Origin of the sequence: Vibrio sp. YMD68 (assembly GCF_029958905.1) — a bacterium.
In the GTDB taxonomy this organism is placed as follows: domain Bacteria; phylum Pseudomonadota; class Gammaproteobacteria; order Enterobacterales; family Vibrionaceae; genus Vibrio.
In genome coordinates, this window is record NZ_CP124613.1 from 657,805 (window position 1) to 674,188 (window position 16,384).

Below are 16,384 nucleotides of genomic sequence, written 5' to 3' on the forward strand. Positions count from 1 at the left end.
TTATTCCAACTTTCAGCATTATTTTTACACTATATATGCTTGTAATTCATGAATGCTATTCCATGTCGCAGGATAATGGTCGAGATAGAGTTGGTTTACACTATGACGAGTTAGTTTGACATGGCTAATATGTCAAACCCCTACCATAAACAACTATGCTTGTTTAACCATAAGAACGAGTAAGGAATAGTGCTGATGTCATCGTCATTTTATCAACAAATCCAAAATCAAATTAACGAAGTGAAAGAAGAAGGACTTTACAAGTCTGAGCGTGTGATTACTTCGGCTCAAAAGGCTTCTGTTTCTATTTCTACTGGGGAAGAGGTTCTTAACTTCTGCGCCAATAATTACTTGGGTCTTGCTAATCACCCTGCATTAATCGACGCGGCGAAGTCTGGTATGGATGAACATGGTTTTGGCATGGCATCGGTTCGCTTTATTTGCGGCACCCAAGATTCACACAAAGAGCTAGAGCAAAAACTATCCACGTTCCTAGGTAAAGAAGACACGATTCTTTACACATCATGTTTTGATGCGAACACGGGTTTATTTGAAACGATTCTAGGTAAAGAAGACGCCATCATTTCAGACGCACTCAATCACGCCTCTATCATCGATGGTGTTCGTCTGTGTAAAGCGATGCGTTTCCGTTATGCCAATAACGATATGGAACAACTGGAAGAGCGTTTAATCGAAGCGAAAGAAGCGGGTGCTCGCCATACATTGATCGTCACTGATGGTGTTTTTTCAATGGACGGCGTGGTTGCAAACCTTCCTGCTATTTGTGATTTGGCTGACAAATATGAAGCGCTTGTGATGGTTGATGATTCACACGCCGTTGGCTTTATGGGCCCAAATGGTGCCGGAACTCATGAGCACCATGATGTTATCGACCGCATTGATTTCATTACCGGAACACTCGGCAAAGCAATGGGTGGCGCTTCAGGCGGTTACACTTCTGGAAAGAAAGAAGTGATTGATTGGTTGCGTCAGCGTTCTCGTCCATACCTGTTCTCAAATTCAGTTGCGCCTGCGATTGTTTCGGCTTCTATCCGTGTCATTGATCTTCTTAAAGAGTCTGGCGACTTACGTACTAAGCTGTGGGAAAACGCAGCACATTTCCGTACTCGTATGGAAGCGGCTGGCTTTACAGTGGGTGGTGCTGATCACGCGATCATCCCTATTATGCTGGGTGATGCAAAAGTCGCGGCTGAGTTCGCTGAACGAGCACTAGAGAAAGGCATCTATGTGGTCGCGTTCTCATTTCCTGTTGTGCCAAAAGGACAAGCCCGTATTCGTACTCAAATGTCCGCAGCGCACAGCCGCGAGCAACTCGATACGGCCATTGATGCCTTTATCCAAGTCGGTACAGAGATGGGGATCATCGCTTAATCAGGCGAGAGGAATAATTATGAAAATCAAAGCACTATCGAAACTAAAACCTGAAGAAGGCATCTGGATGACTGAGGTTGAAAAACCTGAAATGGGTCATAACGATCTTCTTATCCGAATTAAGAAAACCGCCATTTGTGGTACAGACGTGCATATTTACAACTGGGATGAATGGTCACAAAACACTATCCCTGTTCCTATGGTCGTCGGGCACGAATACGTGGGTGAAGTGGTTGGTATTGGACAAGAAGTTCGTGGTTTTGAGCTTGGTGACCGTGTATCTGGCGAAGGTCACATTACATGTGGTCACTGTCGTAACTGTCGTGGCGGTCGTACTCACCTATGCCGAAACACAACAGGTGTGGGTGTAAACCGCACTGGTGCGTTCTCTGAGTTTCTAGTGATCCCAGCGTTCAACGCCTTTAAGATCCCAGCAGAAATCTCTGATGATCTTGCCTCAATCTTTGACCCGTTTGGTAACGCAGTACACACAGCTCTATCTTTCGATCTCGTCGGCGAAGACGTTCTGATCACGGGTGCTGGCCCAATCGGTATTATGGCGGCAGCGGTAGCAAAACACGTTGGTGCTCGTCACGTTGTCATTACTGATGTAAACGAATACCGCCTAGATTTGGCTAAGAAAATGGGCGTGACTCGCGCTGTTAACGTGATGGAAGAGAAGCTAGAAGATGTAATGGCTGATCTCGGTATGACTGAGGGTTTCGATGTTGGTTTAGAAATGTCGGGTAACCCATCAGCGTTCAACAGCATGTTAACGAACATGAACCATGGCGGCAAAATTTCTCTTCTTGGTATTCCGCCGTCCGACATGGCAGTCGACTGGAACCAAGTGATCTTCAAAGGTTTGGTTATTAAAGGCATCTACGGCCGTGAGATGTTCGAAACTTGGTACAAAATGGCCTCTTTGATTCAGTCAGGTTTAGACCTGTCACCAATCATCACGCACCACTACAAAGTGGACGACTTCCAGAAAGGCTTCGATATGATGCGTTCTGGTATGTCTGGTAAGGTCATCCTTGACTGGGAGTAGGTGAAAAGCTAGAGGACGCTTTAGTGATCCGTCATTAGCTGCAAAATGAGATAAATGTCAAAAATTACTCTATTTTCCCTTTAAGAAGCCCCAATTTAGCCCAAAATAATTTTGAGGCTAAATTGGGGCTTTTTTCGTTATTTCCATGAAAAATCTCTAGGTTGAAATAATCCACCAAAATGAAAGTGTTTAGTTGGGATTAGACGGTTAAGTATCAACTCAATGCAGTTTGAATTGAGTTTGCTTTACTTAATTTAGGGGCTCAAAGCGTTCGAGAAATTCAAATGTGAATCGGTCAAGTCATTTTTGAATTTCTGTAAACCGTATTCAGAACGCTGTTGGTTATTTATGATCACCGCATTCAAGGTTTCCTAGGAAAGGAAACTCAATACAGCAAAGGAGATAGGCTCAAAAAAGAATCTAAGTAGCTTCAATACCCAGTTGTTAAACCTATGAAAAAATCAAACAAAAAGCTTTTGTTATTCTCCCTTATTGTGAGTGGCTTATTCTCACGTTTTGCATGGTCTTCGAACTTAATGCTGAAAGACGCTTCTGCAAAAACCAAGCTTATTTATGACAGTGAGCCTCAAAAGGTGGCTTACAGGGATTACCCTAGGGACTTGGCCTTCAGCGGTGATCAGTACAACAATAACGGATCGGTTTGCATCAGAGCATTATAAGCCCAACGCCACTTTGTTAGATGAAGGTGGTGATCCTACACATCCTTAATGTGATTCTTAGAAACTAAAAATAGTTGATTAAATGTTTAACCATAGGTGTTTAGATACATGAGAAAAATAACCTCACAACCATTAATTCTTTATGGGAAGTTGCCATTCAAATATATCTACCTTTTCTTGTCTTCTTATGTGTTGGTCATGTGCGGCTTTTTATTTGCTATGGAAGGATTGAGTTGAAAGGAAGTAAATTTATATGAACCTAGCTCGTATCTCTTTACTAAAGCAAAGGCCAATGATGGTAACTCGACTTTTAACTCTTTTCTTTGCTATCCACATTGTTTTTTATAGTTCATTGGCTTATAGCCAAGATAAGCTCGGTTTTGTGGACACCGCGACGCCTGAAAGCACTTTGTCGGGTTTTGTTACGTATTCTGAACTCGTAATCAAGTATTGGCAGCTTGAACAACTTCATTTACCCGAAGCCCAACATGCTTATGCCCAAGTCATTCGAACAATAGATTTGTCAAACCTTCCTAACCGCAGTCGAACTGTGGTCGTGATGGAAAGAATCATTTTGCTGCATGAGATTCTAGATAGATTAGGTAAAGACATTCAATTACATTCTTCAGTAATTACATCGTCAACAGATGACTCCTCGAGCCAGTGGCGTTTAGGAAATACTGACATATTAATTGCCAAGCAAATAGATGGTGATAAAGTCGGCCAATATCTATTTACGACCACTTCCGTTAATAGTTTATCCAAATGGTATCGTTTGATATTAGCGTCTACGGAGAAAAGTGAACATGAGGTTGACTTGTACCATGAGTTTTTAATTCGTCCTGGCCCACTGTTTTCAACACCTTTAATCCAGTCTTTACCGGAAAGCTTTAATACCTTATACGCATCGATTCCTCTCTGGCAGTGGTTCGCTTTAGTCAGTGTATTTTTGTTATGTCGATTCATGATTAAGGTTAGCTTTTCTCTTGGTGAACGTTGGAACTTACGTTGGTATAGGAATGGGTTGAAATGGCAGGTCGGTCGGCAACTATCTCTGGTTGGGGTCGTGTTAATCCTGTTTATTACCCGAAAAGTGATTGATGACGGGATATGGATCACCGGAGGAATCTATCAGTTTCTGTCGACTTCATTCTTGATAGGGCAGTTTTTCTTTGTGGCCTGGTTGATCATGACCATCTTCAATTACTTCGCTGAACTGTATGTGTTTAACAAACATGAAGGAAAATATGTCGACGCCTCTTTAATAACGGTACTCGCGCGCATCTTTGGTGGTCTCACAATCGTTATTCTAGGTATTTATCTAGTTGATTTTATGGGCTTCTCAATTTCCCCAATTGTCACGGGTTTAGGGGTGGGTGGTTTAGCGGTGGCTCTCGCCATTCGCCCGGTTTTAGAAAATGTGATTAATGGATTAACTTTGTACGCTGATGGTGGAATAAAAATTGGTGAACTGTGCCGTTATGGTAACAATCTAGGGACGATTGAGAGCATAGGGTTACGTTCTACGCGAATTAGAACGCTAGAACGTTCTTTAATTACCATCCCTAATTCCGAGTTTGCCAATATGGAGATTGATAACCTAGAGCGCCGTGATAAGCGTCGGATGGATCATCGCTTGAAGTTGCGCTCCGAGTTGACGCAAGATCAACTCAAACTTCTTGTCGTTGGTATCAGGCGACTGCTGTTACAACACCCTAAACTCGATGACGATCCTGTGAGAGCAAGGTTTGTTGGCGTCGGTGAATTTGCGATACACATTGATATACTTGCCTATATCATATGCAAAGATCATGACGAGTTTCTTGCTGTGCAAGAAGATGTGATGTTTTCGGTGATGCAGCAAGTTGAGGTGGTAGGGGCTCAATTGGCATTTTCTAACCAATATCAACTTACTCAGGCACTTAAACCTATTGATGATGAACTCAAAGAGAAAGCGACCGAAACCGTAATGCAGTGGCAAGATAATAATAATTACCCATTTCCTGACTTTAGCTATGAATTTAAAGATGGAATTAAAGACAGTATTATATACCCAGCGAAAAACTCAGCGGTTCGCGCAAATGGGAATGGTTAATTAAACAAGCTTTACCCTAAGGTGATTATCGCTAATTTGAATTTCTCTAATTCATCGTGTTTGCCTTCTATTTACTCCAAAGTAGCGTCAAAATATTTAAGCTACTTTGGAGATATCCATGCCTCATGTTAGTCCTTCACGCATACTTCTTTCTTTTTCTCTTTTACTTATGTCGACCGGGTGTTCGACCGAAGACTTACCACTGATAGGTGATACGCCTCGCCCTGTCCGTTTGACTGAAGTCCAGCCTGTGGGTCATCAAGAGATAAGACGTTTTCCTGCTCAGGTCTCTGCATCTAAGGAAGTTGAGCTCGCTTTTAGAGTGGGTGGGGAGGTGGTCGAATTTAACTTAAAACCGTCTCAACGAGTGACGAAAGGAGAGGTCATTGCTCGACTTGATCAGCGAGATTTTAAAACTGAAGTCGTGTTAAAAACAGCGGAGTTTGATTTAGTCAAAAGGGAATTCAATCGAGCGACTCAAATGATGAATCAGAATCTATTGGCTCAAGCGGAGTTTGATGGTATTCAGGCTCGTCTTCAAGTCGCACAAGGTGCTTTGCAACTTGCCCAAGATAGATTGAAAGATACGGTCATTACTGCCCCTTACAGTGGCCGAATTGCGACGACTCACATTGAGAACCATCAACAAATACAAGCTCACCAAGGTATCGTGATTCTGCAAGATCATGAAATGATTGATCTTACTATCCAGCTACCAGAGAGCATTCTTAGCCAGATGAATGCTAAAAGAATTGACCCATATTACCAACCATTGGCAACGTTTAACGGTTCGTCGGTTTCTTACCCTGTGATTTACAAGCAGCACAAGACGCAAGCAACAACTGGTACACAAAGCTATGAAGTAACCTTTACTTTGGTCGCGCCAACAGATAATCATACGGTATACCCCGGAATGGGAGCAACGCTTCACCTCGACCTCGATAAAGTTATTATCGATAAACAAGAAGTGAAACACTTTGTCGTTCCTGCTAGCGCCATTCTAGACAATGACATGATTGGTCAGTCTCAGGTCTGGGTATTTCATAACGGGCAAGTTTCTCCGTTAGATATCACCATTCAAGGTGTTTCGTCACGTGGTGCGATTGTTTCAGGAGATCTCTCTCAGAATAGTTATGTGGTGAGCGCGGGTGTCAGCCAATTATTTGATGGAATGAGAGTATCACCCATCGTTCGTGAGCGAGGTTTATAATGAACCTGACTAATTACGCACTTAAAAATAAAGTCATTAGCTGGCTAGTGGTTGCGATCTTATTGGTGGGTGGTGTGCTTTCTTTTCGTGGTTTAGGGCAATTGGAATTTCCAGCATTCCCTATCCCACAAGCTATGGTTAATACAACGTACCCTGGTGCGTCGGCAATGCAGGTAGAAGAAGAAGTCACCTTACCGCTTGAGCGTGCGATTTCTCAGCTCGAATATGTTAGAGATGTAGAATCTTTTACCAGTGCTGGGTTGTCTCAGATTGCGGTGATATTAAAAGAGACCATACAAGCAGAACAACAACCTCAGGTATGGGATGAATTACGCCGTAAGGTGAATGATATTCAACCTAGCATGCCGCCGGGAGTGAACCCATCGCAAGTCATTGATGATTTTAGCGATGTGTATGGCATTCTCTACAACATTACGAGTGACGAATACAATTATCGCGAACTGCAAAATTACGGTGAATATCTTCAGCGTGAGCTTCTTGCCATTAAAGGGGTAAAGAAAGTTAACTTGGCCGGGCTAGTCTCTGAACACATTGTGATTGAGATTGCTCAGCAAGATCTTAATACGTTGAACCTTGACCCTGCTTGGCTTTCTCGTTTGATTCAAAATCAGAACATGGTGTCTAATGGTGGTGATTTGCTACTTGATGGACAATCGATCCGAATCCATTCTTCTGGTGAGTTTAATGAAATTGAAGCGTTAAAATCATTTAAATTTAGCCCGCCGGGAAGCAATGACCTGATCCAATTAGGTGATATCGCAGAGGTAAGCCGTCAGTTTCAGGATAAAGCTTATACCTTGTATCGTAACAATGGTGAACAAGCCATTTCTCTTGGGATCTCGTTTGCGAACAGCGTCAATGTGGTTGATGTGAGTGAACGTGTCAGTAATAAATTGTCTGAACTTGATTTTGTTCGCCCAATCGGCATTGAATTAAACAAAGTGTACGACCAAGGCGATGCGGTTGATAAATCGGTGTCTGACTTTGTGATGAGCCTAGTTGAAGCGGTATTGATTGTTATTGTCGTGCTGTTATTTGCAATGGGTTTGCGTTCAGGCATTTTAATGGGGGCTATTTTATTACTGACTATCCTCGGCACCTTTATTGGAATGAGTATTCTAGGCGTTGAGATTCAAATCATTTCACTTGGTGCTTTGATCATTGCACTGGGAATGCTGGTTGATAATGCGATAGTGATAACTGAAGGTGTCTTAATCGGCCTGAAGCGTGGATTGACCAAACGTAAAGCCATTGAATCCGTTGTTAAACAGACCCAGTGGCCGCTGCTTGGTGCAACACTGATTGGTATTATTGCATTTGCCCCGATTGGCTTGTCTGCCGACGCAACGGGGGATTTTTTAGGGTCTTTATTCCAAGTATTAGCGATTTCTTTATTACTAAGTTGGGTGCTTGCTATCACGTTAACGCCGTTCTTCTGCGAACTGATGTTTAAAGAAGAAATCGCCGAAGGTGAGTCAGTGCATATCGATCCTTATCGAGGGTTGATATTTACCCTGTATCGCACGGTTCTTAATACCGCACTAAAAAACCGTGTCGCGACTATGGTCATCACTCTGGTCTTGCTTATTTCTGCTGTGATCGGGTTTGGCTCTGTAAAACAGGCCTTTTTCCCACCATCGAATACGCCAATTTTCTATGTGGATGTATGGCTTCAACAAGGCACTGACGTGCGTGAAACGGAACAACGCCTAAAGCAAATTGAACGTACCGTGAGCGGGTTTAATGACGTTCATAATGTCACGACCGTTGTAGGTTCGGGTGCTCAGCGATTTATTCTGACTTATGCACCTGAAAAATCATACAGCAGTTACGGGCAATTGATTGTTGAAGCGAAAGACTTAGCCGCGATCGAAACGATGCTACCCCAGATGAAAGCAAGACTTGAAAGTCTACATCCGGATATTGATTTTAAGTTTAAGTTAATGGATTTGGGCCCTGCACCTGCCGCTAAAGTAGAAGCACGCTTTTATGGTGCGGATCCACTGGTGTTGAGACAACTTGCTGCTCAAGCGAATGAGATCATGCGTAATGAGCCAAAAGCAACTGCAGTTCGTCACTCATGGCGAGAAAAAACTCAAGTACTTGAACCGCAACTTGATGGTGCAGCAGCAAGGCGAGTTGGGATAACCAAGAGTGATCTTGATAGAACCTTGTTACGCAATTTAAATGGTGAACAAATCGGCTTGTTCAGAGATGGCAGTCATATCATGCCGATTGTGATGCGCGCGCCAGATGAAGAACGCTTTGATATCGACAGATTACCTGAGCTACAAGTGTGGAGCCAAGATCAAAACCGTTATATTCCAATAACACAGGTCGTTTCCGACTTTAATTTGATGCCGGAAGATTCCTTAATTGTTCGTCGTAACTTTAAGCGGGTGATTTCCGTTATGGCCGATGTGACGCCATTTGGTGATGATACGGCTGAATCTTTGCGCCGTTTGGTCGCCCCTAAAATCGAAGCGATTGAACTCCCTCTAGGCTATCATTTTGAGTGGGGGGGGGAATATGAAAGTCAGCAAAAGGCGACCAACAACCTAATGGGTTCATTGCCAATGGGATACCTGATCATGTTCTTGATTACGGTATTGTTATTCAACACCATTCGTCAGCCTTTGGCGATTTGGTTGACGGTACCACTGGCATTAATTGGTGTGAGTGCGGGCTTACTATTAATGAATATTCCGTTCTCGTTCACGGCATTGCTAGGACTATTGAGCTTATCAGGCATGATTGTGAAGAATGGTATTGTGCTGGTGGAGCAAATCAATATCGAAACCGACCAAGGTTCAAACCTTAACCGTGCGATTGTGGATGCCAGTGTGAGTCGCGTGCGACCTGTGTGCATGGCGGCAATTACTACCATGCTAGGCATGATCCCACTGGTGTTTGATGCCTTCTTCCAGTCGATGGCGGTGACCATCATATTCGGACTTGGGTTTGCTACATTACTAACGTTAGTTGTATTGCCTGTGATTTATGCTTTGCTGTACCGAGTAAGCTATCGTTAACACGTCAATGTTTAATACCTCTCATTAGGAAAGAACGTCCAGAGTTGTTATAGATAAAGCTGATGCCAACAATGTAGGTATCAGCTTTTTCATTTGTGTACTTTTGAATCAGATGTGTAGGTAATACGTTTTGTCAGATAATTTAGTGCCAACTTATGGGCAATTGATGCGTGAGCAAAGGTAAGTTTTCAGGCAGGAATGAAGATCAAGCGGGCTATTGGAAAATGATTGGGTGTAATTAATAGGGGTAAGCATCGTGGTCGTTGGAACGAAAACAGGGACTCTTTATATTAAATGGCCCCACATTGTAGGCTCTCAATCTACAGCGTGGGGGAGATGACACAGAATTAAAGCAATGCGCCGATGTCTTGTACGATCTCAGTAATACCGATCGTAAAGAACTGCACACCCATGCAGATAAGCAGAAAACCCATAATTCGAGTAAACGCGTTAATCCCATTTTGGCCCAGTGCTTTAAGTAACGGGTAAGCCATGCTGAGAATAAAAGCGGCAATTAAGCTAACGACCCCAAAACCACCTATGACCCCAGTATAAATACTAATTTTTTCTAATTCTTCTTCACTGGATGCGATTTCAGCGGCAAGGCTAATGATCAGTGCCATTGTTCCGGGACCGCACAGCGATGGGATGGTAAGCGGCACCAATGCGATGGAATCTTGTCCGACACTACTATCCATGCTTTCTGGTTTTGGAAACAGCATGTTAAAGCCAATCGCACAAATGATAATCCCGCCACCCAAACGTAAGCTCGGAATTGAAATACTAAACAACTCCAAAACAGAAGCACCAATGAAAAAGGTGATGCACATGGCGATGAATAGGTAAAGCCCAACGGTTTTCGCTTGTGAAACGATGTAATTCTTGTCACGACCCTTACTTAAACCAAGAAGAACGGTGGCAGCAGCTGGCGGGTTCATCATCGGCAACAAGCCGAGAACGGTGAGAGTCAAATAGGTGAATAACGTTTCTAAATGCATACGGTTCTCTTTAAATTTTGTGGATTTCTGTGATTGGTGGCGTTTAAATTAATAGGAGATGGTTTATATCGAATCTAAGTAATGACTAAGTAACGAAGCTAAAGAAGCATCAGCTGGGCGAGATACAGAACACTAAAGAATGAAATCGCGTCGGTTAATGTGGTAAGTAGTGGACTGGATAACATGGCTGGGTCGAGGTTGACGCGCTTCAGAAGTAGAGGCAAAGCACCACCTATCATAACCGCTAAAGTGGACGATATTGTATAGGCAGTAGCAACCAGTACGGGTAATAAATGACCTTGCTGACCATGTGTAAACAACATGAGTAGAGCAATAACCAGACCAATAGCTAGGCCATTTATAGCGCCAATAGGCAACTCTTTGGCGACGACGAATAACCAGTCTTTAGCAGAAATATGCTTAGTCGATAGCTCTCGAATCGAAACGGCAACGGATTGGTTGCCCGCAGCCCCAGATAGATTAGCCACTAAAGGCAAAACGGCGGCCAATACGGCAACTTGCTCGATAATGTGTTCAAAGGAAGCGATGATCGATACGGCGGCATAGCTCAAGATTACCGACGGAAGTAAAAAGGTGAGGCGTCGAATATTGCGCGGTAATAATGGCATAGTACGAAATTCATCGCCACCAAATATACCGCTGGTTTCACGTTGTTGTTGTTCAGATTTCTCATATAACGCCTGGTTTAATTGTGTGTGACCAACAATGCCAATTTGAAAACCGTGTTCGTTGATGACAGGAACGGTAGAGTGTGAGGTAGAGTCGAGCACACTTTTTAATGATTGGAGATCAAAACCTGCTGGAACGGTGGGAACACCTCCATCAATATGGTCAATCAATTTGTCCCAAGATTGAGCAAGAAACAATTCTCGAGTTTTGATTGTACCTAAGTAGTTGCCATGCTTATCGTGCAGGTAAACGTAACGCCATTCGATTCGTTCAGAGCTTTTTTCACCTTCACGCAAGATAGTTTCTAAGTCGGAAACGGTAGCCCAACTTTCCAGTTTAATGATCTCATTTTTGCAAATACGTCCGACTGAGCCATCAGGAAATGACATCGCGGCTTTTTCTTCGTTTTCCCAAGTTTCGGGCAGGGAGGATTCAAGGGCTTTATGAAGCGATTTAGGTAAACTGCGTAATAGAGAGCGGCGAACGTCTGAACGCATATGTAAAAGAATGTCTTTTGCACTGTCGATCGGAAGGTTTGAAAATAAGAGAGCACGCTCTGGCTCGGTTAAGTAATCCAGAAAGTCAGCAGCCAAATTCGGCTTTTGAGTACAGAGCAGCTCCCAAAGCCGTCCACACTGTGCGCTGGTGAACTTTCTTATCACAAATGGAAGATTGGTTAGGTTTGCACTTTCTATCTGTTTGATAATGCAATTACTTGAACCGGACTGCATTGCTGAAATCAACTCGGAGTACAGTTGCTCTGCTTCTGAGTTAGGTAATGGGACGGTTATTAAGGTCATGATAAATGGCTACGCTTCAATGTATTTTCGTTTATGGATAACTCGAGTAGAGAGGGCTATGAAAGCAATCACCATTGGTGTCAAATTGGCGGGTAGTGATTTGCTCATAGTTTATGGTTGTGGGGAGAGGTTGAATATGAATTGGAGAAATTCATAAATGCATTAATGTTTACCTCAAATCTGAGCTTCTCTCATCGACGGTATTCTTGACTCGTACTGCTTCGTTGTACTGCTTGAGTACCTCGATTAATGGACAGCGCTGATGTTGAGAACGAACTTCATGTTTATAATGGACACTCTCATAGAGATTTTATGAATGGACTCGTTGCGACATGCTTGAATTGAAATTAAGAGGCTACTTTTCTGGTTGAACTATTTGATCGAAGTAGCTTTGTATTGTTTGGTGCAGCAGCTGGTTTAGTGGAAAACCACGTTTAGATTGTAGGTATCCGCCGTTTATTTGAATCGTTCTCATCTCTTTAGGAACCTTAGGAAGTGGGTAACAACTCAGCTCGGGATCATTATCAGTCACTAACGTACTGCCAAAAGACAAGGCGTCAGAATGTTTTAATTCATTAAGTAACACTCGTATACTGTGAGTTGATAAAACGATATTAGCTTTATACCCTCTCGCTAAGTAAAAATCTTCAACAGGGGCGCGCTTTGAGTTAATCCCATCAGCCAGTATCCGAGTGATAGGGAGGTGATGGATGTCTTCTAGGGCGGTACTCTTACTCAAGACTGGATGATCTTTACGAGCAATCAGGCTGAGTTTTATTTCTTTCAAACGGTGCTGATATACCTCTTGTGGCAATTGGTACTGAGAAAAAAGGAGTAAGTAATCTATTTGACCATTAAGCATTTCATTTAAGCTTTGTTCTTGCCAATAAACCAATTTAAAACTGGCGACAGGTAACGCTTCTCTTAGAGCACTAAAAATGCCATCTCCCCATTGTTCAAGCATGAAAATGTTCATTGCGACTGATATTTCACCAGTAAATGTCTGAGGGTCAAAATTTTGATAAGACTCAACGACTTTAACCAATGGTGTGAACATTTCATCGGCCGCTTCGGCAAGTTTTTCGGCAAGCTCTGAAGGTTCGACACCATGAGCTTTACGGATAAAAAGCTGATCGCCAAAGGTTTCTCTGAGCTTAGCTAAACCGCGGCTTACACTCGTCTGAGATATTCCTAATCTGTCCGCAGCTTGATGTGTGTTACGTGTTTCCACAACGGCTTGCAATAGCTTCAGCAGGTTTAAATCTAAATCGCGAAGTTCTTTCATCGTCAGCTCTTATCTATTGAGAGTCTTCCATTGTAGTGTTCAAAGAGAATGAGGCAAATTCATTTTTGTCCAAAGACGCTTTGAACGAGCATCATGCTCGGCTTTTTTGTTCGAATTCACCATTTCTCTTTTTAATGGCTAGAATCAGTGTGTAATGAGTGCGTAACTCATTTAATATGCGTTACAGCGTTTGTCTCTACAATTAAGGAGTAGAGGGTGGAAAAGGTTTACCTCGTTATTAATTTTTTAGTGGATCACAAAGTCCTGACTAGTGCTTTAATCTTACTGTTGATCATCATGATTCGTCGCCTGATCTTGTCAGGGATTCGTGGTGAAGAACTGTTCCTTACAGAGAATCAGCGTAATTGGATGTCACGGACAAAGAACGGTGCCTTTGCGGCTTTTGTCATTTTAATATTCATGCTGTGGCAATCTGAAATCGCGGAGTTTGCTTTATCGGTAACGGCAATTGCTGTGGCTATTGTGGTTGCTTCAAAAGAAATTATTCTCTGTTTTACCGGGTCAATTCAGCGTGCCAGTTCACGGTCATTTCGTATTGGTGATTGGATTGAGGTTGGAAAAATTAGTGGTGAAGTTATAGAACACAATTTAATGGCTACTGTGATTCAAGAGATTGATTTACACCATGGCCAGTACCACTACACAGGAAAAACCGCTACCTTACCCAATAGCATGTTTTTTACTTACCCTGTTAAGAACCTCAATTTCATGAAGCGTTATGTTTACCACAGCTTTTCTATTGTGGTGAAAGACTTTGTTAACTTGTACCCAATGATTGAAGACTTAACCAGAAAGGTCGATGAACACTGCGAAGACTTTATTGAGGTAGCGCGTCGTTATAATACCGTCATTGAAAAGCACGCGGGTGTTGACTTGCCAGGGTCAGAGCCTCACATTCACATCAGCAGCATGCCAACAGGAGAGCAGTCGGTTCATTACATGATTTTTTGCCCGACCGAGCGTGCTTCGCATTTAGAGCAACAAATCCGAGAAGACTTTATGCAAGAGTATCATCAACGTTTTGAGGTCGAGAATACGACCTTTGCTTAGGCATTCTATCTCTTGTGCAGCGTGCTAAAACGATCAAATTGAATGAAGTGGTCAATTTGTTTCGGTATGTCATTGCTGTAAAGCAAGCTAGTATGGTTACTGTTGAAGGTTACGTGATCCGTCATACCGTTGATTTTAGTTTCCTCAACGGTGACGGTTCCATCGGACAACATCTCGCTCCCTAACAGTATTGGCCGTAAACCAATCGATTGAGTTCCTGCGATACAACCCAGTTTTTGCGGGAAATTCCACGTATCGTCGTGCTTTTCTAGCCCATGTTTGGTTGAATTTCCTAGAATAGCCCCTAGACCTAAATCCGAAATCTTTTCAGCAATAGAAGCACCTTGAATCGGTGATCCGATAGCGATGACGTGTGAAACTCGAACACTGGATGGCTTTCTGTTCGCCAGGTAATGTTTGATCATCAACCCGCCAAGGCTATGGCCTACCAGTATATTGGTTTCGAAAGGGTCAAGAAGCGTATCGATGTGTTTGAAAACGTTTTCTGCGTTTATGTTAAGCGAATTGTAGCTAACAACATCCGTGTGGTAGCCCAGCTTTTCTAGGCGCTGACTTAATGGAAGAAGGGCAACCCCGTGCATGTAAAGGCCGTGCAGAAAGACTATCTTCATTTATCCACTCCCGCTGACTGTTGAGATGAGATTAGAGCTTTTGACCAACCTACCAAAAATTGAATGGAAATGGGGAGTTATTTTTAATGCACATCTCAGATAGTATTGTGAATCAATTTATCGTTAACCGTTTACTGGATTATTAGGAATAGAAATGAACGCAGTACAACAGGCTTATTTAGATCAATACCTATTAACTTTGTCCCCAACTGAACAGCTCAATTCTTATAAGGCGATTGCAGAGTACTATTGCGCCGATGAATACAATGCAAATGAATGTGCCCGTCTAATTAATCTTGGAATAAAGCGCGCCTCTTGCAGCCTAAAAGCAGGGTATGACGCTGAAAAAGAACCTTTGCCTGAAGTCGGACAGCTCACGGTCGTGCTTAACTGGAAACAAGAGCCCGTTTGTATCGTAAAAATGACGGAAGTTTCGATATGCCCATTTAATCAAGTCACTCGTGAATTTGCCGAGTCAGAGGGAGAAGGCGATGGCAGTTACGAATGGTGGCGCGCTGCGCATATTAATTTCTTCTCACAGTATGCGCAGGAGGTGGGTGTCGAATTCAATGAGACCTCGGACTTAGTGCTAGAGCGATTCGTTAAAGTTTACCCAGAGTAGTATCCAACACTGGCGATGACGTAACAGCATTTAGTTACCAGGGGATTTCTTTGCCATCGAAGCTATAAAATTTACCGGTATCTTCTGATGTCGTTGTTTCTATCAGGTTAGCTAATTGAGCTGCGACGTATTGGGGCGTAAACAGTTTGTGTTCTGGCACGTTTTTTTGATACGGCTTAGAAAGTGACGTGTCAGTGGTCCCGGGGTGGAAAGCAAACATACAGCAGTTATGTTTTTTCCGCTGCCACTCGATACTAATGGTCTTAATGGCCATATTCAAAGCAGCTTTCGAGCACCGATAGCTAATCCACCCTCCTAGCTGATTATCTTCAATGCTGCCAACTCTGGCGGACAGCGAGACGAAATGAGATAACGACTTTGATTTAAGGTGTTCGCCAAAATATCGAGCTAATAAAAGCGTGGATATTGTATTAATCGATAGATTCTGGTTAAAAAAATCCACATCGAAAGCATTGATGGTTTTTTCAGGGGAATGCTCAGGCCCCGTTAGAACACCGACCGCGTTGATCAACATATCCAATTTGGGGATCACGTTCGCTAGCTCTTTTATATCGCTTTCAGCCGTGACATCGACGTTATGCCAATTCAGGTTAGGGGCTGAAATAGTCGGTTGAGCGTTGCGATAAGTCGCGAAGATAGTCGCGGTGTTGTCAGAGGACAAAAAGTGCTCGATGAGCGCCAAACCAATACCACCGGAGCCACCAATAATCAGTATGTTCAAAGTTCAGACCTCTATAATTGTTAGTTAATCACTATAGTACAGACAAAAAGGCAGTTCGAGTAT

At 42.9% G+C, this 16,384-nt stretch carries 12 protein-coding genes; 7 read left to right on the plus strand and 5 right to left on the minus strand.

Annotated elements, in window-relative coordinates; genetic code table 11:
- Positions 1 to 195 precede the first annotated feature (195 nt).
- The 5 genes from QF117_RS02980 (at position 196) to QF117_RS03000 (ending at position 9,481) form a co-directional block, all read left to right on the plus strand.
- Positions 196 to 1,392 carry a glycine C-acetyltransferase gene (locus QF117_RS02980; protein WP_282386086.1) on the plus strand — a complete coding sequence of 399 codons (1,197 nt, stop codon included), beginning with the start codon at positions 196 to 198 and terminating at the stop codon, positions 1,390 to 1,392.
- Between the two features lie 19 nt (positions 1,393 to 1,411).
- Complete coding sequence (gene tdh, locus QF117_RS02985) at positions 1,412 to 2,443, plus strand: L-threonine 3-dehydrogenase (protein WP_282386087.1); 1,032 nt, start codon at positions 1,412 to 1,414, stop codon at positions 2,441 to 2,443.
- Between the two features lie 933 nt (positions 2,444 to 3,376).
- Positions 3,377 to 5,218, plus strand: a complete 1,842-nt coding sequence (locus QF117_RS02990) for a mechanosensitive ion channel domain-containing protein (RefSeq protein WP_282386088.1) — start codon at positions 3,377 to 3,379, stop codon at positions 5,216 to 5,218.
- A gap of 118 nt (positions 5,219 to 5,336) precedes the next feature.
- Entirely contained in the window at positions 5,337 to 6,428 is a 1,092-nt protein-coding gene (locus QF117_RS02995; RefSeq protein ID WP_282386089.1) for an efflux RND transporter periplasmic adaptor subunit, read from the plus strand.
- Positions 6,428 to 9,481 carry an efflux RND transporter permease subunit gene (locus tag QF117_RS03000; RefSeq protein WP_282386090.1) on the plus strand — a complete coding sequence of 1,018 codons (3,054 nt, stop codon included), beginning with the start codon at positions 6,428 to 6,430 and terminating at the stop codon, positions 9,479 to 9,481. Before QF117_RS02995 ends, QF117_RS03000 begins: the two co-directional genes overlap by 1 nt.
- Before the next feature lie 347 nt (positions 9,482 to 9,828).
- Here the strand turns inward: QF117_RS03000 and QF117_RS03005 are convergent, their stop codons facing one another.
- From QF117_RS03005 to QF117_RS03015, 3 genes are all read right to left on the minus strand, one after another.
- On the minus strand, positions 9,829 to 10,479 hold the full coding sequence (locus QF117_RS03005) for a MarC family NAAT transporter (protein WP_282386091.1): 651 nt from the start codon (positions 10,477 to 10,479) through the stop codon (positions 9,829 to 9,831).
- Positions 10,480 to 10,577: 98 nt separating this feature from the next.
- Positions 10,578 to 11,969 (minus strand): magnesium transporter, encoded by a 1,392-nt coding sequence (locus tag QF117_RS03010; protein WP_282384552.1) that lies wholly within the window; start codon positions 11,967 to 11,969, stop codon positions 10,578 to 10,580.
- A gap of 355 nt (positions 11,970 to 12,324) precedes the next feature.
- Positions 12,325 to 13,254, minus strand: a complete 930-nt coding sequence (locus QF117_RS03015; RefSeq protein ID WP_282384554.1) for a LysR family transcriptional regulator — start codon at positions 13,252 to 13,254, stop codon at positions 12,325 to 12,327.
- Between the two features lie 216 nt (positions 13,255 to 13,470).
- On the opposite strand from QF117_RS03015, the gene QF117_RS03020 reads away from it, so the two are divergent.
- Entirely contained in the window at positions 13,471 to 14,325 is an 855-nt protein-coding gene (locus tag QF117_RS03020; protein ID WP_282384555.1) for a mechanosensitive ion channel family protein, read from the plus strand.
- 5 nt (positions 14,326 to 14,330) lie between these two features.
- Here the strand turns inward: QF117_RS03020 and QF117_RS03025 are convergent, their stop codons facing one another.
- Positions 14,331 to 14,957, minus strand: a complete 627-nt coding sequence (locus tag QF117_RS03025; RefSeq protein WP_282384557.1) for a triacylglycerol lipase — start codon at positions 14,955 to 14,957, stop codon at positions 14,331 to 14,333.
- Between the two features lie 154 nt (positions 14,958 to 15,111).
- On the opposite strand from QF117_RS03025, the gene QF117_RS03030 reads away from it, so the two are divergent.
- A complete protein-coding gene (locus tag QF117_RS03030; RefSeq protein ID WP_282384558.1) occupies positions 15,112 to 15,579 on the plus strand; it encodes an ASCH domain-containing protein in 468 nt (155 codons plus the stop codon).
- Positions 15,580 to 15,613: 34 nt separating this feature from the next.
- On the opposite strand, the gene QF117_RS03035 is transcribed toward QF117_RS03030, so the two are convergent.
- Entirely contained in the window at positions 15,614 to 16,321 is a 708-nt protein-coding gene (locus QF117_RS03035; RefSeq protein ID WP_282384559.1) for an SDR family NAD(P)-dependent oxidoreductase, read from the minus strand.
- Positions 16,322 to 16,384 lie beyond the last annotated feature (63 nt).

Bases quoted from the DNA above. Each gene is read 5' to 3' on its own strand.
- QF117_RS02980 (WP_282386086.1), top strand. From the start codon at position 196: ATGTCATCGTCATTTTATCAACAAATCCAAAATCAAATTAACGAAGTG.
- QF117_RS02995 (WP_282386089.1), top strand. From the start codon at position 5,337: ATGCCTCATGTTAGTCCTTCACGCATACTTCTTTCTTTTTCTCTTTTA.
- QF117_RS02990 (WP_282386088.1), top strand. From the start codon at position 3,377: ATGAACCTAGCTCGTATCTCTTTACTAAAGCAAAGGCCAATGATGGTA.
- QF117_RS03005 (WP_282386091.1), bottom strand. From the start codon at position 10,479: ATGCATTTAGAAACGTTATTCACCTATTTGACTCTCACCGTTCTCGGC.
- tdh (WP_282386087.1), top strand. From the start codon at position 1,412: ATGAAAATCAAAGCACTATCGAAACTAAAACCTGAAGAAGGCATCTGG.
- QF117_RS03025 (WP_282384557.1), bottom strand. From the start codon at position 14,957: ATGAAGATAGTCTTTCTGCACGGCCTTTACATGCACGGGGTTGCCCTT.
- QF117_RS03010 (WP_282384552.1), bottom strand. From the start codon at position 11,969: ATGACCTTAATAACCGTCCCATTACCTAACTCAGAAGCAGAGCAACTG.
- QF117_RS03000 (WP_282386090.1), top strand. From the start codon at position 6,428: ATGAACCTGACTAATTACGCACTTAAAAATAAAGTCATTAGCTGGCTA.
- QF117_RS03015 (WP_282384554.1), bottom strand. From the start codon at position 13,254: ATGAAAGAACTTCGCGATTTAGATTTAAACCTGCTGAAGCTATTGCAA.
- QF117_RS03030 (WP_282384558.1), top strand. From the start codon at position 15,112: ATGAACGCAGTACAACAGGCTTATTTAGATCAATACCTATTAACTTTG.